The 23,959-nt window shown below is 70.5% G+C and carries 24 protein-coding genes; 16 read left to right on the top strand and 8 right to left on the bottom strand.

The genetic code is table 11. The features are described 5' to 3' along the window. Nucleotides 1-211 precede the first annotated feature (211 nt). The 4 genes from pstS to pstB all read left to right on the top strand — a co-directional run bounded on the left by pstS (nt 212) and on the right by pstB (nt 4,413). Nucleotides 212-1,345, top strand: coding sequence for a phosphate ABC transporter substrate-binding protein PstS (pstS, locus tag ACZ5VC_RS30035; RefSeq protein WP_469123134.1), 1,134 nt, complete (start codon nt 212-214; stop codon nt 1,343-1,345). Between the two features lie 100 nt (nt 1,346-1,445). Then, complete coding sequence (gene pstC / locus ACZ5VC_RS30030) at nt 1,446-2,441, top strand: phosphate ABC transporter permease subunit PstC (protein WP_469123133.1); 996 nt, start codon at nt 1,446-1,448, stop codon at nt 2,439-2,441. 91 nt (nt 2,442-2,532) lie between these two features. Then, nucleotides 2,533-3,612: a phosphate ABC transporter permease PstA gene (pstA, locus tag ACZ5VC_RS30025; protein ID WP_469123132.1), complete on the top strand. Its 1,080-nt coding sequence runs from the start codon at nt 2,533-2,535 to the stop codon at nt 3,610-3,612. A gap of 24 nt (nt 3,613-3,636) precedes the next feature. Next, nucleotides 3,637-4,413 (top strand): phosphate ABC transporter ATP-binding protein PstB, encoded by a 777-nt coding sequence (pstB, locus tag ACZ5VC_RS30020; RefSeq protein ID WP_469123131.1) that lies wholly within the window; start codon nt 3,637-3,639, stop codon nt 4,411-4,413. A 113-nt stretch (nt 4,414-4,526) separates the two neighbouring features. Here the strand turns inward: pstB and ACZ5VC_RS30015 are convergent, their stop codons facing one another. Continuing rightward, nucleotides 4,527-5,525, bottom strand: coding sequence for an inorganic phosphate transporter (locus ACZ5VC_RS30015; protein ID WP_469123130.1), 999 nt, complete (start codon nt 5,523-5,525; stop codon nt 4,527-4,529). A gap of 6 nt (nt 5,526-5,531) precedes the next feature. Then, entirely contained in the window at nt 5,532-6,152 is a 621-nt protein-coding gene (locus ACZ5VC_RS30010; protein WP_468712624.1) for a DUF47 domain-containing protein, read from the bottom strand. 194 nt (nt 6,153-6,346) lie between these two features. Here ACZ5VC_RS30010 and ACZ5VC_RS30005 point away from each other — a divergent pair, with 194 nt between their 5' ends. Further along, nucleotides 6,347-6,712: a metal-sensitive transcriptional regulator gene (locus tag ACZ5VC_RS30005; RefSeq protein ID WP_469123129.1), complete on the top strand. Its 366-nt coding sequence runs from the start codon at nt 6,347-6,349 to the stop codon at nt 6,710-6,712. A 30-nt stretch (nt 6,713-6,742) separates the two neighbouring features. On the opposite strand, the gene ACZ5VC_RS30000 is transcribed toward ACZ5VC_RS30005, so the two are convergent. Continuing rightward, nucleotides 6,743-6,907, bottom strand: a complete 165-nt coding sequence (locus ACZ5VC_RS30000; RefSeq protein WP_468712629.1) for a hypothetical protein — start codon at nt 6,905-6,907, stop codon at nt 6,743-6,745. A gap of 174 nt (nt 6,908-7,081) precedes the next feature. Further along, the gene (locus tag ACZ5VC_RS29995) at nt 7,082-7,912 is read right to left on the bottom strand and encodes an SCO4651 family lipoprotein (protein ID WP_469123128.1); all 831 of its coding nucleotides are present in this window, start codon (nt 7,910-7,912) and stop codon (nt 7,082-7,084) included. A gap of 154 nt (nt 7,913-8,066) precedes the next feature. On the opposite strand from ACZ5VC_RS29995, the gene ACZ5VC_RS29990 reads away from it, so the two are divergent. After that, nucleotides 8,067-8,234: a hypothetical protein gene (locus ACZ5VC_RS29990; RefSeq protein ID WP_469123127.1), complete on the top strand. Its 168-nt coding sequence runs from the start codon at nt 8,067-8,069 to the stop codon at nt 8,232-8,234. 143 nt (nt 8,235-8,377) lie between these two features. Here the strand turns inward: ACZ5VC_RS29990 and ACZ5VC_RS29985 are convergent, their stop codons facing one another. Both ACZ5VC_RS29985 and ACZ5VC_RS29980 read right to left on the bottom strand, forming a co-directional pair. Beyond that, nucleotides 8,378-9,085 (bottom strand): phosphatase PAP2 family protein, encoded by a 708-nt coding sequence (locus tag ACZ5VC_RS29985; RefSeq protein ID WP_469123126.1) that lies wholly within the window; start codon nt 9,083-9,085, stop codon nt 8,378-8,380. A gap of 292 nt (nt 9,086-9,377) precedes the next feature. Further along, the gene (locus tag ACZ5VC_RS29980; RefSeq protein WP_469123228.1) at nt 9,378-10,397 is read right to left on the bottom strand and encodes a C40 family peptidase; all 1,020 of its coding nucleotides are present in this window, start codon (nt 10,395-10,397) and stop codon (nt 9,378-9,380) included. Between the two features lie 372 nt (nt 10,398-10,769). Here ACZ5VC_RS29980 and ACZ5VC_RS29975 point away from each other — a divergent pair, with 372 nt between their 5' ends. The 6 genes from ACZ5VC_RS29975 to ACZ5VC_RS29950 all read left to right on the top strand — a co-directional run bounded on the left by ACZ5VC_RS29975 (nt 10,770) and on the right by ACZ5VC_RS29950 (nt 17,904). Then, the gene (locus ACZ5VC_RS29975) at nt 10,770-11,078 is read left to right on the top strand and encodes a hypothetical protein (RefSeq protein WP_017945892.1); all 309 of its coding nucleotides are present in this window, start codon (nt 10,770-10,772) and stop codon (nt 11,076-11,078) included. A gap of 138 nt (nt 11,079-11,216) precedes the next feature. Next, nucleotides 11,217-12,026, top strand: coding sequence for a hypothetical protein (locus ACZ5VC_RS29970; RefSeq protein ID WP_469123125.1), 810 nt, complete (start codon nt 11,217-11,219; stop codon nt 12,024-12,026). Further along, nucleotides 12,016-13,380 carry a hypothetical protein gene (locus ACZ5VC_RS29965; protein WP_469123124.1) on the top strand — a complete coding sequence of 455 codons (1,365 nt, stop codon included), beginning with the start codon at nt 12,016-12,018 and terminating at the stop codon, nt 13,378-13,380. The genes ACZ5VC_RS29970 and ACZ5VC_RS29965 overlap by 11 nt, the downstream gene beginning before the upstream one ends. Beyond that, entirely contained in the window at nt 13,377-14,930 is a 1,554-nt protein-coding gene (locus ACZ5VC_RS29960) for an SCO6880 family protein (protein WP_469123123.1), read from the top strand. The genes ACZ5VC_RS29965 and ACZ5VC_RS29960 overlap by 4 nt, the downstream gene beginning before the upstream one ends. A gap of 21 nt (nt 14,931-14,951) precedes the next feature. Next, nucleotides 14,952-16,346: an ATP-binding protein gene (locus ACZ5VC_RS29955; RefSeq protein WP_469123122.1), complete on the top strand. Its 1,395-nt coding sequence runs from the start codon at nt 14,952-14,954 to the stop codon at nt 16,344-16,346. A gap of 1 nt (nt 16,347) precedes the next feature. Next, complete coding sequence (locus ACZ5VC_RS29950) at nt 16,348-17,904, top strand: type VI secretion protein (RefSeq protein ID WP_469123121.1); 1,557 nt, start codon at nt 16,348-16,350, stop codon at nt 17,902-17,904. A gap of 2 nt (nt 17,905-17,906) precedes the next feature. Here ACZ5VC_RS29950 and ACZ5VC_RS29945 read toward each other — a convergent pair whose 3' ends face one another. Both ACZ5VC_RS29945 and ACZ5VC_RS29940 read right to left on the bottom strand, forming a co-directional pair. After that, on the bottom strand, nt 17,907-19,283 hold the full coding sequence (locus ACZ5VC_RS29945; protein WP_469123120.1) for a serine/threonine-protein kinase: 1,377 nt from the start codon (nt 19,281-19,283) through the stop codon (nt 17,907-17,909). Nucleotides 19,284-19,437: 154 nt separating this feature from the next. Beyond that, on the bottom strand, nt 19,438-19,998 hold the full coding sequence (locus ACZ5VC_RS29940; RefSeq protein ID WP_469123119.1) for a GNAT family N-acetyltransferase: 561 nt from the start codon (nt 19,996-19,998) through the stop codon (nt 19,438-19,440). A gap of 148 nt (nt 19,999-20,146) precedes the next feature. Between ACZ5VC_RS29940 and ACZ5VC_RS29935 the strand changes: the two genes are divergently transcribed. The 4 genes from ACZ5VC_RS29935 to ACZ5VC_RS29920 are packed head-to-tail and all read left to right on the top strand — an operon-like array spanning nt 20,147 to nt 23,867. Next, nucleotides 20,147-21,070: an ATP-binding cassette domain-containing protein gene (locus ACZ5VC_RS29935; protein WP_469123118.1), complete on the top strand. Its 924-nt coding sequence runs from the start codon at nt 20,147-20,149 to the stop codon at nt 21,068-21,070. Continuing rightward, entirely contained in the window at nt 21,067-21,858 is a 792-nt protein-coding gene (locus ACZ5VC_RS29930) for an ABC transporter permease (RefSeq protein ID WP_469123117.1), read from the top strand. Before ACZ5VC_RS29935 ends, ACZ5VC_RS29930 begins: the two co-directional genes overlap by 4 nt. 24 nt (nt 21,859-21,882) lie before the next feature. Next, on the top strand, nt 21,883-23,205 hold the full coding sequence (locus tag ACZ5VC_RS29925) for a sensor histidine kinase (RefSeq protein WP_469123116.1): 1,323 nt from the start codon (nt 21,883-21,885) through the stop codon (nt 23,203-23,205). Next, a complete protein-coding gene (locus ACZ5VC_RS29920) occupies nt 23,202-23,867 on the top strand; it encodes a response regulator (protein ID WP_469123115.1) in 666 nt (221 codons plus the stop codon). Before ACZ5VC_RS29925 ends, ACZ5VC_RS29920 begins: the two co-directional genes overlap by 4 nt. The last annotated feature ends 92 nt before the right edge of the window (nt 23,868-23,959 follow it).

The following is a 23,959-nucleotide window of genomic DNA, read 5'->3' as shown; positions in this document are numbered from 1 at the left end:
CCGCGAGGGGCCCCGCGCACCACCTCACCGCAGCTTCCGGCACGGTTCACTTCCCGTTCATCCTTCCCCGTCGGCCGCTTCACCTGTTCTGCCTAATTTCGGCCTTACACGGTGCCCGGCAATGCGCCGCACCCACCACCCCGACACACGCCGCCGTACAACGTCAGGACACAGGTCCACGGCAGGCGGCTTCTGGAAGGAACACCCGAAAGTGAAGCTTTCGCGGAAGAACGGGCTTCGCGCCACTGCGGTCGGTGCCCTTGTCGTCTCCGGCGCCCTGGCCCTCACGGCGTGTGGTTCGGACAACAACACGGGCACCAAGGACGGCGGCACCAAGACCTCCGCCGCCTCGAACATCAAGTGCGACGGCGCCAAGGGCCAGCTCCTGGCCGCCGGTTCCACCGCGCAGAAGAACGCCATGGACCTCTGGGTCAAGAACTTCCAGGCGGCCTGCTCCGGCGTCGAGGTCAACTACCAGGCCATCGGCTCCGGCGGCGGCATCACCAAGTTCAACCAGGGCCAGGTCGCCCTCGCCGGCTCCGACTCCGCCCTGAAGGAGGAGGAGGTCGCCGCCTCGCAGAAGATCTGCAAGGGCGGCAAGGGCATCAACCTCCCCATGGTCGGCGGCCCCATCGCCATCGGTTACAAGCTCGACGGCGTGGACAACCTCGTCCTCGACGCCCCCACCCTCGCCAAGATCTTCGACGACAAGATCAAGAAGTGGAACGACGAGGCGATCGCCAAGCTCAACCCCGGCGTGAAGCTCCCCGACACCGCCATCCAGGCCTTCCACCGCTCCGACGAGTCCGGCACCACCCAGAACCTGGGCAAGTACCTGAGCCAGGCCGCCCCGGCCGACTGGAAGCACGACCCGAAGTCGAAGTCGTGGCCCGCCCAGGGTGGCCAGGCCGCCAACGGCTCCTCCGGTGTCGCCTCCGCGGTCAAGGACGCCAACGGCGCGATCGGCTACTTCGAGCTCTCCTACGCGACCGCCGGCAAGATCAGCACGGTCAAGGTGAACACCGGCGCCGCCGCCCCGGTCGAGGCCACCACGGCCAACGCCTCCAAGGCCATCGCCGCCGCCAAGGTCAAGGGCACGGGCAACGACCTGGCCCTGAGCCTCGACTACGCGACGAAGGCCGAGGGCGCCTACCCGATCATCCTGGTGACGTACGAGATCGCCTGCGACAAGGGCAACAAGGCGGAGAACCTGCCGACCCTGAAGGCGTTCCTGACCTACACCGCCGGCGAGGACGGCCAGAAGGTCCTCTCCGAGGCCGGCTACGCCCCGCTCCCGGCGGAGATCGCGGCGAAGGTCCGCGCGATCGTCCCCACCCTGTCCTGATCCCTGCCGGGCCGGCCCGTCCACACCCCTGACGGGCCGGCCCGGCATCCGGTGCACCGCCGCCAGGAACCCGTGAGGGTTCCGCAGACCGGAGATTCCGATGGTTACGACGACCAACCAAGTACCACCGCCCAGGCGCTCCGACATACGCGCCGAGCGGTCCAGGAGCACGACCCGCCCCGGTGACCGGATCTTCCTCGGGCTGTCCCGCGGGTCCGGCATCACCCTTCTGGTGATCATGGCCGCGATCGCGGTCTTCCTGACCTACCGCGCCGCCCTCGCCATCTCGAAGGACGACGCGAACTTCCTCACCGCCTCCGAGTGGAACCCGGCGGGCCGGCCCCCGGTCTTCGGCATCGCCGTCCTCGCCTTCGGCACGATCGTCAGCTCGGTCATCGCGATGGCCATCGCCGTGCCGGTCGCCATCGGCATCGCGCTGTTCATCTCGCACTACGCGCCGCGCAGGCTCGCCGGCCCGCTCGCGTACATCGTCGACCTGCTCGCCGCCGTGCCCAGCATCATCTACGGCCTGTGGGGCGCGATCTTCCTCGTGCCGTACCTCGACGGCCTCAACCAGTGGCTCGACGAGTACTTCGGCTGGACGTACGTCTTCGACAAGGCCGGCGAGGGCCTCGCCCGCAACCTCTTCACCGTGGGCATCCTGCTGGCGATCATGATCCTCCCGATCATCACCAACGTCACGCGCGAGGTGTTCCTCCAGGTCCCGAAGATGCACGAGGAGGCCGCCCTCGCCCTCGGCGCCACGCGCTGGGAGGTCATCCGGCTCTCGGTCCTCCCCTTCGGCCGCTCCGGCATCATCAGCGCCTCGATGCTCGGCCTCGGCCGCGCCCTCGGCGAGACCATGGCCGTCGCCGTGGTGCTCTCGCCGAGCTTCGTCATCTCGGCGCACATCCTCGACCCGGGCGGCGGCACCTTCGCCCAGAACATCGCCGCCAAGTTCAACGAGGCCAACGAGTTCGGCCGCGACGCGCTGATCGCCTCCGGTCTGGTGCTCTTCTTCATCACGCTGCTGGTCAACGGCGCGGCCCGATGGATCATCGCGCGGCGCAAGGAGTACTCGGGGGCCGCCGCGTGAACGACGCACGCTCGGCCGCCGTGCCGCGGACAACGCCGAAACCCGCACCCCTGTGCCGCGCGGGCGGAGAAGAGAACGTAAGGGGAGCAGCATGAGCCAGAGCCACGCCGTCCAGGACCGCCCGGTCTCGAGCGCCGTCCGTCACGACCCGCTGCGCCACGCCCGGCTCCCCCGCTGGACCCCGCTCGCCATCGCCGCCGGATCGATCGCGGCCGGCGTCGGACTCGGCCTCGCCGCGGGCTGGCACAGCCGCGTGCAGTGGGGCATGATCGCCGCCCTGATCTTCGTCGCCGCGACCTACCTGATCACCGCCAAGGTGGAAGGCGGCCGCCAGGCCAAGGACCGGGTCGCCACCAGCCTCGTCTGGGTGTGCTTCGTCCTCGCCGTCGTACCGCTGCTGTCCCTCGGCTGGGTCACCATCAGCAAGGGCCTGGAGGTCCTCGACCCGTACTTCCTCGGCCACTCGATGAACGGCGTCCTCGACGCCGAGACCGGCGGCGGCATCTACCACGCGTTGCTCGGCACCATCGAGCAGGTCGGCATCGCGACCCTGATCGCCGCGCCGATCGGCATGCTGACCGCCGTGTATCTCGTCGAGTACGGACGCGGGAAGCTCTCCCAGGCCGTCACCTTCTTCGTCGACGTGATGACGGGCATCCCCTCGATCGTCGCGGGCCTCTTCATCCTGGCCACCTGGAATCTGATGCTGGGCTTCGGGCCCTCCGGATTCGCCGGCGCGATGGCCCTGGCCATCCTGATGATGCCGGTGGTCGTCCGCTCCACCGAGGAGATGCTCAAGCTCGTTCCCAACGAGCTGCGCGAGGCCTCCCTCGCCCTGGGCGTGCCGAAGTGGCGAACGATCCTGAAGGTCGTCCTGCCCACCGCGATCGGCGGCATCACCACGGGCGTCATGCTCGCGGTCGCCCGCATCACCGGTGAGACGGCCCCCGTGCTGCTCCTGGTGTTCGGTACGAAGCTGATCAACCCGAACCCCTTCGAAGGCGCCCAGGCCTCCCTGCCGCTGTACGTCTACGAGCAGTACGCAGTGGGCACCGACTCATCGGTCGCCCGCGCCTGGGCAGCCGCCCTCGTGCTGATCGCCTTCGTCATGCTCCTCAATCTGGTGGCCCGCGGCATCGCCCGCTGGAAGGCCCCGAAGACCGGCCGCTGACGCGGTCAATTGGAAGTGATTCACATGGCCAAGCGAATCGACGTCAGCGGCCTCTCCGCCTACTACGGCGCCCACAAGGCGATCGACGACATCTCGATGACCGTCGAGCCCCGCTCGGTGACGGCCTTCATCGGCCCCTCCGGCTGCGGCAAGTCCACGTTCCTGCGCACCCTGAACCGGATGCACGAGGTCACCCCCGGGGGCCGCGTCGAGGGCAAGGTGATGTTGGACGACGAGAACCTGTACGGCTCCCACGTCGACCCGGTCGCCGTCCGCCGCACGGTCGGCATGGTCTTCCAGCGCCCGAACCCGTTCCCGACCATGTCGATCTTCGACAATGTCGCGGCGGGCCTGCGGCTGAACGGCAAGTACCGCAAGAGCGAGCTCACCGACATCGTCGAGCGGTCCCTCAAGGGCGCGAACCTCTGGAACGAGGTCAAGGACCGGCTCAACAAGCCCGGCTCCGGTCTCTCCGGCGGCCAGCAGCAGCGTCTGTGCATCGCCCGCGCGATCGCGGTCGAGCCGGACGTGCTGCTCATGGACGAGCCCTGCTCGGCGCTCGACCCGATCTCGACGCTCGCGATCGAGGACCTGATCGGGGAGCTGAAGGAGCGCTTCACGATCGTCATCGTGACGCACAACATGCAGCAGGCGGCGCGCGTCTCGGACCGTACTGCGTTCTTCAACCTGGCGGCCGTGGGCCAGCCGGGCAAGCTCATCGAGTTGGACGACACCGAGCGGATCTTCTCGAACCCGTCCGTCCAGGCGACCGAGGACTACATCTCCGGCCGCTTCGGATAGACGCAAGGGACTTGCAGTGCTGCATGGCGGTGCCACTGCAAGGCGAAGGGCCCGCCCCCTCTCCCGGGGGCGGGCCCATCTCGTTCTCAGGTCCGTACTGCCGAACGGCGCGCCTAGCCGAAGAACAGCTGCACCACGAAGTAGCTCACCGCCGCCACGACCGCTGCCGCCGGCATCGTGATGAACCAGCCCATCACGATGTTCTTGGCGACACCCCAGCGCACCGCGCGGGAGCCCTTCGTCGAGCCCACACCCATGATCGCCGAGGTGATCACATGCGTCGTCGAGATCGGCGCGTGGAACATGAACGACGCCGTGTACATCACGGACGCCGCCGTCGTCTCCGCGGCGAAGCCCTGCGGCGGGTCCAGTTCGATGATGCGGCGGCCCAGCGTCCGCATGATGCGCCAGCCGCCCGCGTACGTACCCAGCGACAGCGTCAGCGCACACGCGACCTTGACCCAGATCGGAATGGCGTCGGCCGCGGTCTGCACATCGGCGATGACCAGGGCCATCACCACGATGCCCATGGTCTTCTGCGCGTCCTGGAGGCCGTGTCCGAGCGCCATGCCCGCCGCCGAGACGGTCTGGGCGATCCGGAAGCCCCGCTTCGCCTTGCTCGGGTTGGCCTTACGGAAGATCCAGAGGATCGCCACCATCACCAGGTAGCCGAGGATGAGCCCGACGAACGGCGAGACGAACATCGGGATGACGACCTTCTCCAGGACGCCGGTCCAGATCACCTCGGTGCCGCCCGCGAGCGCCGCGCCCACCATGCCGCCGAACAGCGCGTGGGAGGACGACGAGGGCAGCCCGAAGTACCAGGTGACCAGGTTCCAGACGATCGCGCCGATCAGCGCGGCGAAGAGGATGCCCATCCCCTTCGAGCCCTCGGGCGTCTCGATCAGGCCCTTGCTGACGGTCTTGGCGACCCCGCTGCCCAGGAAGGCACCGGCGAGGTTCATCACGGCCGCCATGGCGAGCGCCGCCCGCGGGGTCAGCGCCCGCGTCGAGACCGAGGTCGCGATGGCGTTCGCCGAGTCGTGGAAGCCGTTCGTATATGTGAAGCCGAGCGCGACACCGATGGTCACGATCAGCGCGAAGGTGTCCACGAAGCCTCAGGACTCCTTGACCGCGATGGTCTCCACCGTGTTGGCCACGTGCTCGAACGCGTCGGCCGCCTCCTCGAGCACATCCACGATCTGCTTGAGCTTGAGCACCTCGATGGCGTCGTACTTGCCGTTGAAGAGCGTCGCGAGCAGCTTGCGGTGCACCTGGTCGGCCTGGTTCTCGAGGCGGTTGACCTCGATCCAGTAGTCGGTGAGGTTGTCCATGGTTCGCAGGTGCGGCATGGCCTCGGCGGTGAGCTCGGCGGCCCGCGCCAGCACCTCGATCTGCTGCTCGACGCCCTTGGGCAGTTCCTCGACGTTGTAGAGGACGACCAGGTCGACGGCCTCCTCCATGAAGTCCATGATGTCGTCGAGGGACGAGGCGAGCTTGTAGATGTCCTCGCGGTCGAACGGCGTGATGAACGAGGAGTTCAGCTGGTGGAAGATCGCGTGGGTGGCATCGTCCCCCGCGTGTTCCGCCGCCCGCATCCGCTCCGCGATCTCGGCCCTGGCGGAAGCATCCGCACCGAGCAGTTCCATCAGGAGCTTCGAGCCCGTGACGATGTTGTCCGCGGACGCGGCGAACATGTCGTAGAAGCTCGTCTCCCTGGGGGTCAGACGAAATCGCACGTGGGGTCCTCGGGGTGCATGGGTTTCGGTCAGGCTGATGCTAGGCGCATCATCCGGCCACGGCTAACCGGCGTCCCTTCAGTGTCGCCCATCAGGCACAGTGTTCCGCACGGGCCCCCGCAGCGATAGGCGGGGATCGGTACCATATACCCACGCGGGGTATACACACCCTTTCTGGACAACGGGAGGACGCGATGACGACCACCGAGGCGACCGGCCCCACGGTCACGGACGAGGTCACCGAGGTCACGGGCGCGGCGGCCGACCACGACCACGGTGTGCACGGGTACCACAAGCAGAAGGACGAGCACCTCAAGCGTCTGCGCCGGATCGAGGGGCAGATCCGCGGCCTGCAGCGGATGGTCGACGAGGACGTCTACTGCATCGACATACTCACCCAGGTCTCGGCGTCCACGAAGGCGCTGCAGTCCTTCGCGCTGCAGCTCCTGGAGGAGCATTTGCGCCACTGCGTCGCGGACGCGGCGCTCAAGGGCGGCGACGAGATCGAGGCGAAGGTCGAGGAGGCCACCAAGGCCATCGCCCGCATGATGCGCACCTGAGCCGCCCGGTCGGCCCGGGCGGCGCGGACCTCAGCGCTCGGCCCGGTCGGCGGTCACCTTCAGCACCTCGTCGATACGGTCGGAACTGAGCCGCTCCCCGGCCGCCGCGGCGGCCGCGATCATCAGCTCACCGCACAGCTCGATCTCGGCGAGGGCGACGTGGTCCTGGACGGTTGTCGTACTGGGCGGTGCCACGTGCGTTCACCTCTTCCAGCCGGTGTCGACTTCCTAGCGTAGGGACCGCGGCACACACCGCGCATGGCACGTCCGGACCATTCTTCCGGCCCCACAAGGCCCACCCCGGACCACTGTTTTCCGGCCAAGGCGCCCCATGCCGCCCACACGTGCCGCGGCGGGGCGGTCCCCGCGTCAGGTCTTGATCTTCCCGGCGTAGATGTCCCGCGGATCCGGAAGCCGTACGTCCACCGGGGAGCCGAACGCGTACAGCAGGGTCGTCGACGCGACCGCGACCGAGCGGCCCTGATTGACGAAGCTGAACTGGTGCCGCACCTTGCGCAGCCGCCCCTCCTCGTCGATGTACGCGTCGAACGGCACGCTGTCCTTGGCGAACCCTTTCGCCGCCGCCGCGAGCGCGCCGCGCAGCTGGGGCGACGCGGCCCGCGCGGCGTGGCCGATGTCGGTGGTCCCCCGGTAGTGCCGGACCTTCACGCCCGCGAGCTCCTCCTCGCCGGCGAACGTCACCTGCCGTGCACCGCGCAGCAGTTCGGCGGCGGCCGCCGGGTCGGTGGCGCCCCCGGTGACCAGGTTGCCGTCCTCCAGGGTCGTCGTGTCGATCCGGACCCACTTGTCGTCGGGGACGCCCGCCCCGCGGTTCTTCATGTACAGCGCGCCGGGGGCGAGGAGTTCGGTGATGGGCCGGTGTTCGCTGGCCCCGGCGGCGTCCTTGGGAAGGACGACCTTGAGCCGCCCGAGCCGGCGGCGGAAGTCGTAGCCGCCCTCGCCCCGGATGGTGACCCGGGTCCCGCCGGTCGCCATCTCCATGGACGTACGCGCCTTGGAGGTGCCGGACCTGGTCAGCACGTCGGACGCCGCCCGCACCGTCCGGCCGGGGTCCGCCTCGGCGGCGCCGCCCGCTCTGGCCCCGGCCACCTCTCCGGCGCACCCGGCGGCCATCGCCCCCATCACGGCCACAGTGACGGCGAACGCCCCGCCCTTGAGCCTGTGCTGTTGCACCACCATCGCCTGCCAACCCCCAACGCCCGACCGCCGCTTGCCCGAGAGCCCCACCCTTCCCCTGAGCCCTGAGGACCTGGGGACAACCCATCCGGATAACGACTGCCCCGGCTCCCCGTCACGCGGGCGGTGGACGCCGTGGGCCGAGTACCGTGGAAGCGTGCATCAGCAGGCCCCGTCCCACGACAGCCCCGTACACCGGACCACCACCGTCGAACGTGGCTCCTTCTGCCTCGCCCGGTGCAGCTGCGGCTGGACGGGACCCGCCCGCCGCTCGCGCGACCGTGCCCGCACGGACGCGGCGCAGCACCACGAGCCGGGCGCCTGAGGACGCGGCCGGGCGGCCAGAACCGCCACGCGGCCGGACAGCGGGTCGGGCGGCGGGCTCGGCAGGGCGCCAGGCAGCGCGCCGTCAGACTGCGGGGGCGGACAGCTGCGTCAGGCCGCGCGCTCGGGCGGCGGCGTCAGGCGTCAGGCCGCGAGGTCGTTCTCGCCGCTGCCGAGGTGGGCCTCGGGGATGTCCAGCGTCTCGGGCCGCTCCAGGGCCGGAGCGCGCCGGGAGCGTACGAGCCGGCCGGCCGTCCCGGAGCGGGCGAGGACCGAGACGAGCGGGGTCAGCAGGGCCAGCGCGACCGGAGCGAGCAGCAGCGCGGCCGCCGTGCCCAGCGCGAAGCCGCCGATGACGTCGGTGGGGTAGTGGACGCCCATGTAGACCCGGCAGAAGCCCTCGGCCAGGGCGAGGCCGATCGCCGCGAGGCCGAACTTCCGGTGCGCGACGAAGACGCCTACGCCCAGCGCCATGGCCAGGGTGGCGTGGTCGCTCACGAAGGAGAAGTCGGTCTTGCCGGCCACGAGGACCTCAAGGCCCTCGTGGTCCAGGAACGGGCGGGGCCGTTCCACGAAACCGCGGATGGGAATGTTGATCAGCAGGGCGATGCCGGCCGCGAGCGGCGCCCAGACCAGCCCGGCGACGGCGCTCACCGAGTCGGACGGCGTGCCGCGCCGGCGGACGCTCCACCAGCACCAGAGCACGACGAGCACCATCGCGAGCATGATTCCGTACTCGCCGACGAACTCCATGACCCGGTCGAACCACGACGGAGCGCTGCGCGCCAGCCCGTTGATGTCGTAGAGCAGGCCGACATCGGGGTTCGAACCGTCCGATGCGAGTCCAGCCATCTGCTGAGGCCCCTTGCCTTGTCGCCTGCGGCGGCGCACGTCCGTGTGCGCCGCGCTTCCAACCCCCGTGTCCGTGCGGTCAGTACTGCGCGGTCAGTCGCATGGTCATATGCGGCTGTCCCAGACCAGGGAACGACCCGCTCGAGGGGTACGTTCCACTCTCCACCGAACGATCACCATGACGTTATCGAAGAGTGACACATCGTCGCAGTTCAGGGCCTCGGCTCAACGGAGGGTTCCAGCCATCGCCGACACCGCGTCAGATGGCCGCCGGGTGCCCGCCGACCGGTCGTCAGACCCGGGGCCTGGCGGGCGGCAGGGCCGCCGCGCCGTCCTTGGTGACCCGGGTCGCCCCGAAGTAGTCCGGTGTGTCGATCTTGTCGAACCGGATGACGGCCCCGGTGTACGGCGCGTTGATCATGTAACCCCCGCCGACGTAGAGCCCGACGTGCCGGATCGCGCGCGAGTTCGTCAGATCGTCGGAGAAGAACACCAGATCGCCCGGGAGCAGCTCGTCACGGGACGGGTGCGGTCCCGCGTTGTACTGGTCGTTGGCGACACGCGGCAGTTCGACGTCCACCGTCCGGTACGCCGCCTGCGTCAGCCCCGAACAGTCGAACCGGCCACCCTGCTCCGGCGTCCCGTTGCCGCCCCACAGATAGGGCGTCCCGAGCTTCTTCTGCGCGAAGTAGATGGCCCCGGCCGCCTGCCGCGACGGGTCCACCCTTCCGACGGGCCGCGCGAAGCTCTTCTCCAGGGTCCTGATGATCCTGACGTAGTTCTGCGTCTCGCTGATGCGCGGCACCCCGCCGGACTTGATGACCCGGTACGCCCCCGCGTTGTACGCGGCGAGCATGTTGTCCGTCGGATCGCCGGGCACCTTCCTCACGTACTGGGCGAGCTCGCAGTCGTACGAGGCGGCCGACGGAATCGCGTCGTTCGGGTCCCACACATCGCGGTCCCCGTCCTTGTCCCCGTCGATGCCGTGCCCGGCCCAGGTGCCGGGGATGAACTGGGCGATGCCCTGGGCGTTGGCCGGGCTGGTGATCTTCGGATTCCAGCCGCTCTCCTGGTACAGCTGCGCGGCGAGGAGGGCAGGATTGATGGCGGGACAGAGGTTCCCCCACCGCTGCACCAGCGCCTGGTACGCGGCCGGCACGGACCCCTTGGCCAGGCCCACGGAACCGTTCTTCCCGGTGCCCGCGCCGCCGATGAGGCCGGCGGCGGCGGAGTACGTACCGACGACCAGCAGCCCGACGAAGCTCAGGCAGACCCCGAAGGACACCGCGGCGACGAGCCAGGCCTTACGCACCGTCAACCACCCCTCGGGTCTTGGCAGTCCACCGCCCGTCAGTCTAGGTGTCGGAGCCCCTCTTGAGGGGAGGTCGGCCGATTCGTGCCGGTCACCGGGCCGGAATGCGCGGGGCGCGGCCCCAAGAGTGCAACAACGACAGTCATTGCCCGGAGTCACCCTCCGTGATACACAGAGTGACCATACGACTCCTCGCACACAACCGGTCCGTCCGTCGCAGGTCAGCGCGGCCGGTTCGGTCAAATGTGCGGTGATCGGGTAAAGAGAGCCGCCAAGTCGGCATACTCGGACGGTTTCATCAGCGAAGATAGGGCGATGACCCATGCCATCAGGCAGGGGGCAACGAACTACCCAACAGGGGCGGTGAGTTACATGTACCTGGCGGCCGAAAAGGGCGACATCACCACCATCATCGGTGGAATCGCCCCGAACTGGGGGCCCTTCGGGAGCCTGGGGAACGAGGCCCGAGTGATGATCGAGGTCGTGATGGCCGTGGCCATCCTGCTCTGTCTCGGTATCGCGATCTGGGGAGCGGCCAAACAGCGCATCGGCGCGACCGCGCTCCGGGACACCTTCAGCGCCGAGCAGGGCAAGGGCCTGATCGTGGCCGGCCTGACCGGCGTCTTCATCATCGGGTCACTGGGGACGCTCTTCACCATCGTGTACGGGATGGCTGTCTAGCCGCCCCGCCAACCCCACTTTCCTCCCGTTCCCACGAGGTTGCGTCTCCCTGATGTCCAGTCACCACACCGCGCCCGCGCGGGAACCAGCACGGCTACCGTCGTACTACCTGCAATCGGTTGAGGGGGCGAACCCGTCATGAGCCTCGGCGACGAGAACGACGGCTTCGACGGCATGGGCGGCGCGGGCCAGACCCGTACGCGCCTCCCCGACGGCGGCACCGGCGACGTCTACGGCGACACCCGCCGCCCGGTCCGCGCGTCGCGGTCGCTGATCACGGTGGTGGGGGTGGTGGTGCTGCTGATCGCGGCCATCGCGTTCGCGAACCGGGGCGGCGGGACACCGGACACACCCGAGACCAACGCGAAGGGCGGCGGGGCGGCACCGACGGCGCCGACGGGGGTGAGACCGGTGGGGTCGGGATTCGCACGGGACGAGCAGGGGGCGCAGAGCGCGGCGGCGAACTACGCGGTGGCGCTCGGATCCGACGGCATGTTCAAGCGGGCCAGCCGCCACACGATCGTGGACACGCTCTACACGGCCACGGCCGCAGCGAAACTGAAGGAACATCAGGACCGGGCCTACTCGGCGGACCTTCTCAAGAAGCTCGGTCTGGACCCCCAGGGGAACCCGCCCAGTGGCAGCACGTTCGTCTCCCGGGTCATTCCCGTGGGAACCAAGGTCGAGGCCTTCTCCGAAAACACGGCGAAGGTCTCCGTCTGGTACACGGGACTGATCGGCATGTCAGGAACCGGTTCCACCGATCCCGTGCGCACCACGTGGAAGACCTGGACCTTCGACCTCCAGTGGGCCAACAACGGCTGGAAGATCACCCAGGATTCGGAACGGGACGGCCCCGCTCCCGTACCCGGTGATGTCGCGGCATCCAGCGCCGACGAGATCAGCAAGGCAGTAGAGGATTTTGGAGGGTTCACTTATGCCCGGTAGTCCTCGCTCCCGCACCTATCCGGTCGTCGCGCTGCTGACGGGAGTGCAGACCGCGGCCTTGCTGTTCGCCGCCCGTGCAACCGCCGCTCCCTCACCGACACCGACCCCTTCCCCCAGCGACAGCAGCGACGTCTGCCGGTACCTCAGCGGCCACGCCAAGCGGTACTGCGAGCAGGGCCAGAACGGGAACCCGGGCACGGGAGGCGGGAACCCAGGGAGCCCGCTCGAACAACTCGACCCCCTCTCCTCCCTCGCCCGCGGCTGCGCCGACGCCGCCGTCTCCATCGTCGACACCCTCTCCAAGGCCGTGAAGGAGACCGCCGACGTCGACTTCACCAACCCCGCCTTCCTCGCCCGCTACGCCGTCGTCTTCGCCGCCGCCACCGTCCTCACCCTCCTCCTGTGGCTGCTCGCCGTCGCCAAGCGCGCCATCCGCGGCGTGCCCCTGGCCACCGCGCTGTCCGAGGCCATCGGCTTCCTCTGGCTCACCGTCCTCGCCTCGGCCTTCACCCCGCTGATCCTCTACACCGTCGTCTCCGCCACCGACGCCGTCACCGAGGTCATCGCCTCCGGCACCGGCAAACAGACCGACGTCTTCTTCGGGTCCTTCAAGGAGGCCCTGCAGAAGGGCGACTCCATCGGCGGCGGGCCCATCATGCTCATCATCGTGTCGCTGGTGACCGTGCTCGCCGCCGGTGTGCTCTATCTGGAGCTGTTCCTGAGGGCCGTCCTGCTCTACGTCGGCGCCCTCCTCGGCGTCGTCGTCTACGCCGGGCTCGTCGACAAGAACATGTGGGGCCACGTCCGCCGCTGGGCCGGAATCATGATCGCCGTCATCCTGGTGAAACCGGTGATCGTGATCGTCCTCGGCCTCGCCGGGGCACTCGCCGCCGACGACGGGCCGAACTCCTTCTCCGCCGTCGTCTCCGGCCTCGCCATCATCCTGCTCGCCATCTTCGCGTCCGCGATGATCTACCGCTTCGTACCCGGATTCGGCGACGAGATCATCGCCTCCCGGAACAACCGCCTCCACCAGGGCGGGGAGAACACGGCCGCCGCCGTCATCTCCTCCCCCGCCGCCCTCGTCTCGCAGGGCATCAAGACCCACAGCAGCCGCGGCCCCCAGGGCGACGGCGGAAGCGCTGGCGGCGGCGGCCGCCCCGTGAACCCGCTCGCCGGGGGCGTGGCGGCGCACAGCTCCCGGACGTCGACGGCCGGGGGCGGGTCCGGCGGCGGAACTGTCCCCTCCGCCGCGCCCCCGCCCCGTAGCGGCAGCCCCGCCGTGGGCACCCCGCACAGCAACCGCAAGAGCACCGGCACAGGTACAGGAAGCACAGGAGGTGGAGGGCGTTGACGACCCAGTCCCAGCCGATCACGCCCCGTCGTACGTATCTCATCGGCCGCGCCCGGCCGAACGCGATCGTCGGCAAGAACCGCGAGACCGGCGAGATCGCGCTGATCATCGCCGGCGCGTTCCTCGGCATGATGAGCGGGCTGCTTGTCCCCGTCCTGTCCGCGCGGATCGTGCTGCTCATGGGGTTCCCGCTGCTCGCACTGGCCGCCGTGTACGTCCCGTACAAGCACCGGACCTTCTACAAGTGGTTCGAGATCAACCGCAGTTACAAGCGCACGCTCAAGCGCGGCACCGCCTACCGCTCCGGCTCCGCCGAGGCGGGCACCCGGCTCGACGGCCGCGAGGTCGAGGTCGGCCCGCCGCCCGGCATCGGCCGCATCGGCTGGCTCGCCGCGCCCTTCGGCCCCGACGAGATCGCCGTACTGCTCCACGCCGACCGCAGGACCGTCACCGCGGCCATCGAGATCGAGGGCCCGGGCGTCGGACTGCGCGACAGCGAGGACCAGGAAGCCCTGGTGGACCGTTTCGGCACCCTCCTCAAGCACGTCGCCAACGGAGACGGCTTCGTGACCCGGCTCCAGATGCTCGCCCGCACCCTCCCCGCCGACCCCGACGCGCACGCCAAGGACGTCGCCCAGCGCGGCGACCACAACGCCCCCGGCTGGCTCCAGGACTCGTACGACCAGCTCCAGTCGATGGTGTCCACCTCCAGCGAGCAGCACCGCGCCTACCTCGTCGCCTGCATGCACTACAGCCGCGAGCTCGCCGCCGAGGGCCAGGCCATGGCCCGCGCCGCTGCCCAGGCCACCGGCCGCCGCAAGCTCGACAAGGACGCCGGGCTCGCCGTCGTCATGGCCCGCGAACTCACCGACATCTGCGCCCGCCTCGCCGAGGCCGACATCCGGGTCCGCCAGCCCCTCGGCCAGAGCCGGCTCGCGTCCCTGGTGCACTCCATGTACGACCCGGACCACCCCATCGACCACATCCAGGCCATGACCAAGCGCAACGCCTGGCCCGCCGAACTCGACGCCATGGAGCCCACCTACCTCCAGGCCAAGACCCGCGAGTCGTCGACCCGCGCGCCCTGGTGCCATGCCACCGCCTGGATCAAGGAGTGGCCGATGACGCCCGTGGGCGTCAACTTCCTCGCCCCGCTGCTCGTCCACACCCCCGATGTGATCCGTACGGTCGCCGTCACCATGGACCTGGAGCCCACCGAGGTCGCCATCGAGCGGATGCTGACCGAGAAGACCAACGACGAGGCCGACGCCTCCCGGGCGGCGAAGATGAACCGGACCGTCGACCCCCGCGACATCGCCGCCCACGGCCGGCTCGACCAGCGGGGTGAAGATCTCGCCAGCGGCGCGGCAGGCGTCAATCTTGTCGGGTACATCACTGTGTCGTCACGTTCGCCCGAGGCCCTGGCCAGGGACAAGCGGACGATCAGGGCCTCGGCCGGCAAGTCGTATCTGAAGCTGGAGTGGTGCGACCGCGAGCACCACCGGGCCTTTGTGAACACCTTGCCGTTCGCGACCGGCATCCGCCGATAGCGCTGATAGGGGCCCTGACTGATGCGAGATCCGCTGTCCCTCCTCACCGAAGCCTTCACCTCCCTCCTCTTCGGCAAGGTGGAGACCACCCGGCTGCCCGTACGGACGTCGACCGGCCAGGCGCAGGCCGTCTATCTGCCGACGGCCGCGCCCGGCCTCGGCGACTCCGGCGTGATCATCGGCCGGGAGGTCTACAGCGGCAAGGGCTACATCTACGACCCGTTCCAGCTGTACGGACAGCAGCTCCCCGCCCCCCACTGGCTGGTACTGGGCGAGTCCGGCAACGGCAAGTCCGCGCTGGAGAAGACGTACGTCCTGCGGCAGTTGCGGTTCAAGGACCGGCAGGTCGTCGTCCTGGACGCCCAGGGCGAGGACGGCGTCGGCGAATGGAACCTCATCGCCCAGGAGCTGGGAATAACCCCCATCCGGCTCGACCCGATGGTCGCCGTCGACGACGGGATCCGGCTCAATCCGCTGGACCCCGCCATCACGGCTACCGGGCAGCTCGCGCTGCTGCGCACCATCATCGAGGTCGCGATGGGCCACGGCCTCGACGAGCGGGCCGGCTTCGCGCTCAAGGTCGCGCACGCCTACGTCGTGCAGACGATCACCGACCGCCAGCCGGTCCTGACCGACATCGTCGAGCAACTGCGCCACCCCGAGGCCGACTCGGCCGAGTCGATGAACGTCGACATAGACGACGTACGGGCCTGGGGCCTGGACGTGGCGCTGGTGCTCGACCGGTTGGTCGACGGTGACCTGCGGGGGATGTTCGACGGGCCGACGACCGTCGGCATCGACCTCGACGCGCCGCTGATCGTCTTCGACCTCTCCCACATCGACCGGAACTCGATCGCCATGCCGATCCTGATGGCGATCGTGGGCGTATGGCTGGAGCACACCTGGATCCGGCCCGACCGCAAGAAGCGCATCTTCCTCGTGGAGGAGGCGTGGCACATCATCAACTCGCCCTTCGTCGCCCAGCTCTTCCAGCGGCTTCTGAAGTTCGGCCGGCGGCTCGGCCTGTCCTTCGTCGCGGTCGTCCACCATCTCTCCGACGTGGTCGACGGGGCCGCGGCGCGGGAGGCCGCCGCGATCCTGAAAATGGCGTCGACCAGAACGATCTACGCCCAGAAGGCGGACGAGGCACGGGCCACCGGCCGGGTCCTCGGTCTGCCCCGCTGGGCGGTCGAGATCATTCCGACGCTGACACCCGGTATCGCGGTGTGGGACGTCAACGGCAATGTCCAGGTCGTCAAACACCTCATCACGGAGACGGAACGACCTTTGGTCTACACCGACCGCGCGATGACCGAGTCCTCGCTCCCGGACCTCCCGGAGGAACTCCAGGCCGCGGAGTGGGAGGCGGAGCAGCGCGCGTCCCTGAGCGAGTCGTCCGAATCGACGGTGGCGTGACATGCCCCCGGCGCACCCCCGAGAGGAACGGGGGATCCCGGACGGCCTGTTGGTGGGGCTCCTCGGGTTCCTGCTCGGCCTGACGGTCATGGTGTGGACGGCCACGGGCCTCGCGGGACTTTTCTCGCACGGCGCGTGGCCGCGGGGCGTGACCTTCGCGCACACCCCGTCCGCGATGCGCGGCCTGCTCTCCCGGCCGCACGACCTGGCGGCCGCCTGGCCCGCCACACCGCCGGGACAGCTCTCCGGGTACGGGTTGTTCTGGGGCCTGTTCATCGGCGAGCTGATGGTGCTGGTGGTCCTGACGGTGTTCGTCCTGGGGACGGTGGCGCGCTGGCGAGCGGTACGGGCGGCGCGCAAGGCCCGTTCGTACGGCACGAAGTACGAAGCCGGGGACGGAAGGGAACAAGGGTCGGAGTACGGGACGGAGTACGCCGCCGCCGGGAGACGGCCGAAGGCGCCGGCACCGCTCCCCGCCCGGGCGTCCGCGTCCGTACCCCTGCAGCCGCAGCCGGTCCACGAAGCGGAGACCACGGCATTGCCGGGACCGGTGCCGGCGCCTACGGCCGTATCCGCACCCGCACCCGCACTCGCGCCCGCGCCCGCGCCGACCCCCGTCGTCCCCTCCCCCCGTGGCGCCCGCCTCCTCTACGGCGACTCCGCCACCCGCCGCCCCGCCGCCCTCCAGGCCATCCGCGACGCGGAGGGAGCCGCCCTCGTGGTCACCTCCGACACGACCCTGTGGTCCGAGACGAAGGACGCCCGGGCCAAGCTCGGCCCCGTCCTCGTCTACGACCCCGGCCACCTCTGCGACACCCCCGCACGTCTGCACTGGTCGCCCGCCACCGGCTGCGAGGACCCCGCCACCGCCGAGGCCCGCGCCGCCGCGCTGCTGGCCCCCGTGCGGCCCCACGCCCGCCTCGACGCGGCCGTCGCCGACGCCGCCGAAACGCTCCTGCGATGCTGGCTGCACGCCGCCGCGGTGGACGCCCGGCCGTTCAAGCAGGTCCACCGCTGGGCCCAGGGCGGCGCGGCCCACGAACCCGTACGTGTCCTGCGTACCCATCCCAAGGCCGCCGGTGGCCAGGCCGGGCTCCTGGAGTCCGCGCTCACCGCACATCCCGAACGGCGGGAGATGGCCCAGGAACTGACGGCGCGGGCGCTGTCCGCGCTGTCGTCGATCCACATCCGGGACGCCTGCACCCCGAATCGAACTGATTCGCTGACGCTGGAATCTTTCATCGACGAGGGGGGCACTCTTTATGTGGTGGGTGAAGCCATCGAGGACCCCCGCACCCACCCCGGCGCGATGCCCCTGCTCACGGCACTCGCCTCCAGCGTGGTCGAGCACGGCCGCCGCATGGCCGTACGGTCATCCGACGGTCGGCTCGACCCACCACTGACGCTGATCCTCGACGACATCGCCGCCGTCGCTCCGCTTCCCCCGCTACCGGAGCTTCTGACGCGGGGCGAGGATCTGGGGCTGCCCGCCCTGGCTCTCCTCCGCTCCCCGGAACAGGCCCGCGCGCGCTGGCCGGAGCCCCTGCCGCAGAACTGACCCTAGGACCCGAGCAGTCGGGCCAGATGGGCGTCGCGCTCGTAGACCTCGGGGGCGTACGCGCGCAGAGCGGCGTCCAACGCCGTGAGCTCCGTACGCGCCACCCGCGGGTCGGTGAACGGCAACGCGACCGCGGCGGCATCCGCCCGCCCCTCCCACCGGAAAGGCACCGGGACGCTCACCCCGGATCCGTCCCGCGGGTGCAAGGAGACCAGCCAGATCAGGTTCGACGCCGACGCGTCCCGCAATTCCACGGTGACCCGTTCGAGCTGGTGCCAGGAGAGATGCCACTCGTGCGTCCAGAAACGGCACGTCAGCCCCCAGTCCCTCACCCCGACCACGTTCACCACGGAGCTCTCGCGCCTGAGCACGGCGATGGCGCCGCCGATCAGCAGGGCCGCGCCCAGCACGGCCAGGCCGAGCACGCCCTCGTTGAGCCCCACGCCGCCCCCCACGATGCCCGCGACGACGGCCACTCCCCCGGGCCCCGAGGGGACCTTCGCGTGGACGCGCACCCGCACATCCACCGGGCGGGCAGGGGTCGTCCGCGCGGCCGGTACGGGCGTGGCACGGGGCTCCGGAACCGGCGCGGCCCGAGCCGTAGGCATCACCCCTCCGCTGAGCAGGTCCAGCAACTCCCCCGCCCGCGGCCTGTGTTCCGGCCGCTTCTCCATGCAGATCTCCACCGCCCCCCGCACCCCCGCCGGCACCCCGTCCAGCCGCGGCACGTCATGCACCACCCGGTACAGCAGCGCCGGTACGCTCCCCTCGCCGAACGGCCCCTCGCCCGTCGCCGCGAAGGCCAGCACCGAGCCCAGCGAGAACATGTCACTGGCCGGACCGACCCGCCCGCCCGACGCCTGCTCCGGTGACATGAACCCCGGCGTGCCGACCACCAGACCCGTGTCCGTGAGCGTCGTCGCGCCCTCCAGTGCCTTGGAGATGCCGAAGTCGATGACGCGCGGCCCGTCCCGGGCGACCAGGATGTTCGACGGCTTGAGGTCCCGGTGGACCAGCCCCACGCCATGAATGGCCTCAAGCGCCTCCGCGAGCCCGGCGGCCAGCGCCCGCACCCCGCTCTCGCCCAAGGGACCCTCGCGCCGCACCAGTTCCGCCAGGTCCGGCGCGTCGATGTAGTCGCTGGCGACCCACGGGGCCGACGCGTCCGGGTCGGCGTCCACGATCGGCGCCGTCCAGAAGCCGCCCACGGCCCGGGCCGCCTCGATCTCGCGCCGGAAGCGTTCCCGGAAGCCGGGGTCGGCGGCGATCTGGGGCCGTACGACCTTCACCGCGAGCCGCCGCCCGCTGCGCGACTCACCGAGATAGACCCGCCCCATCCCGCCTTCGCCGAGCAGACCCGTGAGCCTGTACGGACCCATGGCCGCCGGATCCTCCGCCGTCAGCTGCTCCACCCCGAAACCCCCGACCCTCAAGCCCCGTAGTCGATCTCGTCCGAGTGAAGCAGGGCGGCGATCCCCGGCACCACCCCTCCGCCCGGGAGCGCGTTCGGGGCAGCCCGGGAGCGGCAGGCCCCTACGCGGCCGGCCGCCGGATCTCGTACTCCAGCTCACGCGCCCCGTCGCCGCCCGGCACTGCCTCCGTCACCCCGCTCAGTACGAACCCGAACCGCCGGTAGAAGGCCGACGCCCGCGGATTGTTCTCGTGGACGTACAGCCGCACCCGCTGAATCAGCGGCTCGGGCAGCGACCAGGACCACTCCACCGCCGCCCGGAACAACTCCTCCGTCAGCCCCGTCCCCCGCGCCTGCGGCCGGACCCACACGCCCACCAGATGCGTCTGGTCGACCGTCGCCGCCGAACCGAACCTCACCTCGGCGTCGGGCCGCTCGACGAGGACCGTCACGGTGCCCGCCCAGCTCCCGTCCGGCGCCTCCGCGACGAACTGCCGCGCACCCAAGCTGCCTTCGGCCGCCCCCTCGGCCCGCTCCTTCCAGAAGGCGTCGGGCCGGGTCACGGCCTGCTCGTAGGTGTCCAGGAAGGCGACGGGCGCGGCGGGATCCCTGAGGGAGGTCAGCCTGATCTCGCGGGTCTGCGCCCACTCGTCGGCGCGGATGGGCCGTATGACGTGTTCCATGCCCCGATCCTGACGAACGGGCCCCCGGGAAGCAACGCGATTCCCCGTGCCCCCCGGGGACGGCGTCGTACCCCGGTACTACGGCCCCGCCCGCGCTCCCGCCCACGGTCGGACGATCCGCCCCCGCCCGCTCCGTAGCGTCGACGACATGATCCGCGCATACGAACTCACCAAGCGGTACGGCGACAGAACCGTCGTCCAGGACCTCGACTTCACCGTCCACCCGGGCACCGTCACCGGCTTCCTCGGTCCCAACGGCGCCGGCAAGTCGACGACCATGCGCATGCTGCTCGGCCTGGACGCGCCGACCCGCGGCCGGTCCACCATCGGCGGCCGCGCCTACGCCACCCACCCCGCGCCGCTCACGGAGGTGGGCGCGCTGCTCGAGGCACGCTCGGTGCACCCCGGCCGCACGGCCTTCAACCATCTGACCGCCCTCGCCCTCACCCACGGCATCCCGCGCACCCGCGTCGAACACGTCCTCGACCTCGCCGGCCTGACCGCGGTCGCCCACCGCCGGGTGAAGGGCTTCTCGCTCGGCATGGGCCAGCGCCTCGGCATAGCGGCGGCCCTGCTCGGCGACCCGGCCACGGTCATCCTCGACGAGCCGGTCAACGGCCTCGACCCGGAGGGCGTGCTGTGGATCCGTACCCTGCTGAAATCCCTCGCGGCGGACGGCCGTACGGTCCTCGTCTCCTCGCACCTGATGAGCGAGATGGCACTGACCGCCGACCACTTGGTCGTCATCGGCCGCGGCCGGCTCCTCGCCGACACCACGGTCGCCGCGCTCGTACAGGAGGCGGGCGGCTCCTCCGTCAAGGTCGTCACCCCCGAGGCGGACCGCCTGCGCACCCTGCTCCCCGCCGCCCGGATCACCACCGAGGGCGCCGACACCCTCCGGATCACCGGCCCGGACGCCGCCCACATCGGCCGCACCGCCGCCGCCCACGCCATCGCGCTGCACGAACTCACCCCGCAATCCGTCTCGCTGGAGCAGGCCTTCATGGACCTCACCCAGGACACCGTCGACTACCAGGCCACCACCGACACCCTCACCGGAGCATCGGCATGACGACGACCACCGCCACCCCCGCGCCGTACCGCGTCACACCGTCCCGCGTCCTGCGCTCCGAGTGGCACAAGCTCTGGTCCCTGCGCTCGGGCTGGATCACCCTCCTGTCGTCGGCCGTCCTGACCCTCGGCATCGGGATCGTGATGGCGACGACCTACACCTCGGGCGGCGGCGACGCCGACGTCGACACGGTCGTGCTCGTCCTCTACGGCTCGCTGCTCGGCCAGCTCTGCCTCGTCGTCCTCGGCATCCTGGTCACCGCCGGCGAGTACTCCACCGGCATGATCCGCGCCTCGCTCTCCGCCGTCCCACGCCGCACGCCCGTCCTGTGGGCGAAGGCCGCGGTCTTCACGGCAGCCGCATTCACGGTCTCGCTCACGACCAACCTGGTCACCTTCCTGGTGGCCCAGATCTTCCTCTCCGAGACCGACCAGGCGGCGTCCCTCACCGACCCGGGCGTCCTCGGCGCGATCGCCGGCAACGCCGCCGGCATCACCCTGCTCAGCCTGCTCGCCCTCGGCCTCGGCGCCCTGCTGCGCTCGGTCCCCGGCGCCATCGGTGCCTTCATCGGCTGCGTCATGGTCCTGCCCGAGATCCTGGGAATGCTGCCGTACGACGCCGTGGAGAGCGCCGTCCGCTACTTCCCGACCCAGGCGGCCGGCGCCCTCGGCTCCGCCGGCCCGATCCCGGGGGCCGCCGCCACGGGACCGGCGCTCCTCGCCCTCTGCCTGTGGGCCGCGGCGGCTCTGGCCGTCACAGCCGTTCTTCTGGAGCGCCGGGACGTGTGAGCGGCGAACGGCGAAGATGATCACGTGACCACCGAGAGGAACACGCCCAGTGGGGGCGCCGCGGACCGGGACTGGACCGCGGGCGCCCCACCGCTCAGCCGGTACATCCAGCGCAAGATCCGGCGGGTACGGGCCTTCGACCGCCACCACCCATGGCTCTGGGACGCCCTGTTGACGCTCTTCTGGCTCGTCGCCGCACTGGTGGACGCGTCGGGAGGCTGGCGCCACAACGCCCGCAACCCGGCCGTCCCGGTCTGGCTGGTCGTCACCCTGAGCCTCGGCTTCGCCCTCCCCCTGCTGTGGCGGCGCCGGCGCCCCCTCCCCGTACTCGCCCTCATGGCAGCGCTCGCCGTGGCCAACTCCTGGTCGGGCGCCTTCCTCCAGGCCGCCTTCCTCCAACTCGTCGTCGTCTTCCACATCGCGCTGCGCCTGCCCCTGCGCACCCTGGCCTGGAGCGCCGCGCTGATCGTCCCGCCTCTGGTGGTGGGCGCCGCACGCTACCCCCAAGGCAGCTGGGACCAGCAGATCGTGCCGACGATGTGGGCGTACGCGCTGGTCGCGTTGCTCGGCATCGCCGTCCGCACGCGCCAGGACCACACGGCCGCCCTGGTCGAGCGGGCCCGCCGGCTGGAGGTCGAGCGCGACCAGCAGGCCCAGCTCGCCGCGGCCGCCGAACGCAGGCGCATCGCCCGGGAGATGCACGACATCATCGGCCACCACCTCTCCGTCATCACGGGCCTGGCCGACGGCGGCGCCTACGCGGCCGCGAAAAACCCCCAGCGCGCGAGTCAGGCCCTGACCGCCATCGGCACCACCAGCCGCCAGGCCCTCGACGAACTCCGGCGCCTGCTGGACGTCCTGCGCGACCAGCCGCCCGAGGCCGAACGCGCTCCCCAGCCGACCCTCGACGACCTGGGCGCCCTGATCGACGCCGTACGGAAGGCGGGACTTGCCGTACGTGAGGACTCACGCGGCCTCACCGACGCACCGCCCCTGTCCCCGGGCCGCCAGTTGACGGTCTACCGGGTGGTGCAGGAGGCCCTGACGAACACCCTGAAGCACGCCGGCCCGGACGCGACCGCCGACGTCTCGATCACCTACCGGGCCACGGAGTTGGAGGCCCGCGTCACGGACACCGGCACCACCACCACGACCGCCCCCGCCCGCGGCACCGACCGTGCCACCGACCGCGGCAGACCCGACGACCGGCAGGCCGCTCCAGGTCAGGGGCTCGCGGGAATGCGGGAGCGCGCTTCCCTCTATGACGGCACACTCGAAGCGGGCCCGCTGCCGACCGGCGGCTGGCGCGTACGGCTCCGACTTCCCCTGGAGGAACTCCCCTCGTGACCACCGTGCTCATCGCGGACGACCAGCCGATGCAGCGCTTCGGCTTCCGCATGCTCCTGGAGAGCCAGGACGACATGACGATCGTCGGGGAGGCCGCCAACGGCACCGAGGCCGTCCGCCAGGTCGCCCAACACCACCCGGACGTCGTGCTGATGGACATCCGGATGCCCGGCCTGGACGGCATCGAGGCCACCCGCCGCATCATCGCCACGGGCGCCCGCACCCGCGTCCTGATCGTCACGACCTTCGACCTCGACGAGTACGCCTACGAGGGCCTGCGCGCCGGCGCCAGCGGCTTCCTCATCAAGGACGCCCTGCCGGAGGAGCTTCTCTCCGGGATCCGGGCGGTGGCGAGCGGCGACGCGGTGGTCGCGCCCAGCCTCACCCGCCGGCTCCTGGACGCGTATGTCCAGCACCTGCCCTCGACGCCCGGCGGCCCGGCCGAAACGGACCGCCGGATCGCCGCCCTCACCGAACGGGAGCGGGAAGTCCTCACGGTCATCGGTCAGGGGTGGACGAACACGGAAATAGCCCAGCGGCTCCACCTCGCCGAATCGACAGTGAAGACGCATGTGAGCCGCATTCTGGCGAAGACGGGGGCGCGGGACCGGGTACAAGCGGTCATCCTGGCGTACGACACGCAGTTGGTGACCCGGTCCTGAACGCAGAAAAGCCCCGCACCATAAGGTGCGGGGCTTTCCCACAATGATTGTTCGGCGGCGTCCTACTCTCCCACAGGGTCCCCCCTGCAGTA

Source organism: Streptomyces sp. NPDC033174 (assembly GCF_055577795.1).
Note: the sequence above shows the minus strand (reverse complement) of the source record. Positions and strands in the feature narration are given on the sequence as shown.

What these genes read in the sequence shown, in the direction of transcription:
- ACZ5VC_RS29985 (WP_469123126.1), bottom strand. Translation starts at nt 9,085, where the DNA reads ATGGCTGGACTCGCATCGGACGGTTCGAACCCCGATGTCGGCCTGCTC.
- ACZ5VC_RS29935 (WP_469123118.1), top strand. Translation starts at nt 20,147, where the DNA reads ATGATCCGCGCATACGAACTCACCAAGCGGTACGGCGACAGAACCGTC.
- ACZ5VC_RS29995 (WP_469123128.1), bottom strand. Translation starts at nt 7,912, where the DNA reads ATGGTGGTGCAACAGCACAGGCTCAAGGGCGGGGCGTTCGCCGTCACT.
- pstA (WP_469123132.1), top strand. Translation starts at nt 2,533, where the DNA reads ATGAGCCAGAGCCACGCCGTCCAGGACCGCCCGGTCTCGAGCGCCGTC.
- ACZ5VC_RS29950 (WP_469123121.1), top strand. Translation starts at nt 16,348, where the DNA reads ATGCCCCCGGCGCACCCCCGAGAGGAACGGGGGATCCCGGACGGCCTG.
- ACZ5VC_RS29975 (WP_017945892.1), top strand. Translation starts at nt 10,770, where the DNA reads ATGTACCTGGCGGCCGAAAAGGGCGACATCACCACCATCATCGGTGGA.
- ACZ5VC_RS29945 (WP_469123120.1), bottom strand. Translation starts at nt 19,283, where the DNA reads ATGGGTCCGTACAGGCTCACGGGTCTGCTCGGCGAAGGCGGGATGGGG.
- ACZ5VC_RS30005 (WP_469123129.1), top strand. Translation starts at nt 6,347, where the DNA reads ATGACGACCACCGAGGCGACCGGCCCCACGGTCACGGACGAGGTCACC.
- ACZ5VC_RS29965 (WP_469123124.1), top strand. Translation starts at nt 12,016, where the DNA reads ATGCCCGGTAGTCCTCGCTCCCGCACCTATCCGGTCGTCGCGCTGCTG.
- ACZ5VC_RS29940 (WP_469123119.1), bottom strand. Translation starts at nt 19,998, where the DNA reads ATGGAACACGTCATACGGCCCATCCGCGCCGACGAGTGGGCGCAGACC.
- pstB (WP_469123131.1), top strand. Translation starts at nt 3,637, where the DNA reads ATGGCCAAGCGAATCGACGTCAGCGGCCTCTCCGCCTACTACGGCGCC.
- ACZ5VC_RS29930 (WP_469123117.1), top strand. Translation starts at nt 21,067, where the DNA reads ATGACGACGACCACCGCCACCCCCGCGCCGTACCGCGTCACACCGTCC.
- pstC (WP_469123133.1), top strand. Translation starts at nt 1,446, where the DNA reads ATGGTTACGACGACCAACCAAGTACCACCGCCCAGGCGCTCCGACATA.
- ACZ5VC_RS29970 (WP_469123125.1), top strand. Translation starts at nt 11,217, where the DNA reads ATGAGCCTCGGCGACGAGAACGACGGCTTCGACGGCATGGGCGGCGCG.
- ACZ5VC_RS29955 (WP_469123122.1), top strand. Translation starts at nt 14,952, where the DNA reads ATGCGAGATCCGCTGTCCCTCCTCACCGAAGCCTTCACCTCCCTCCTC.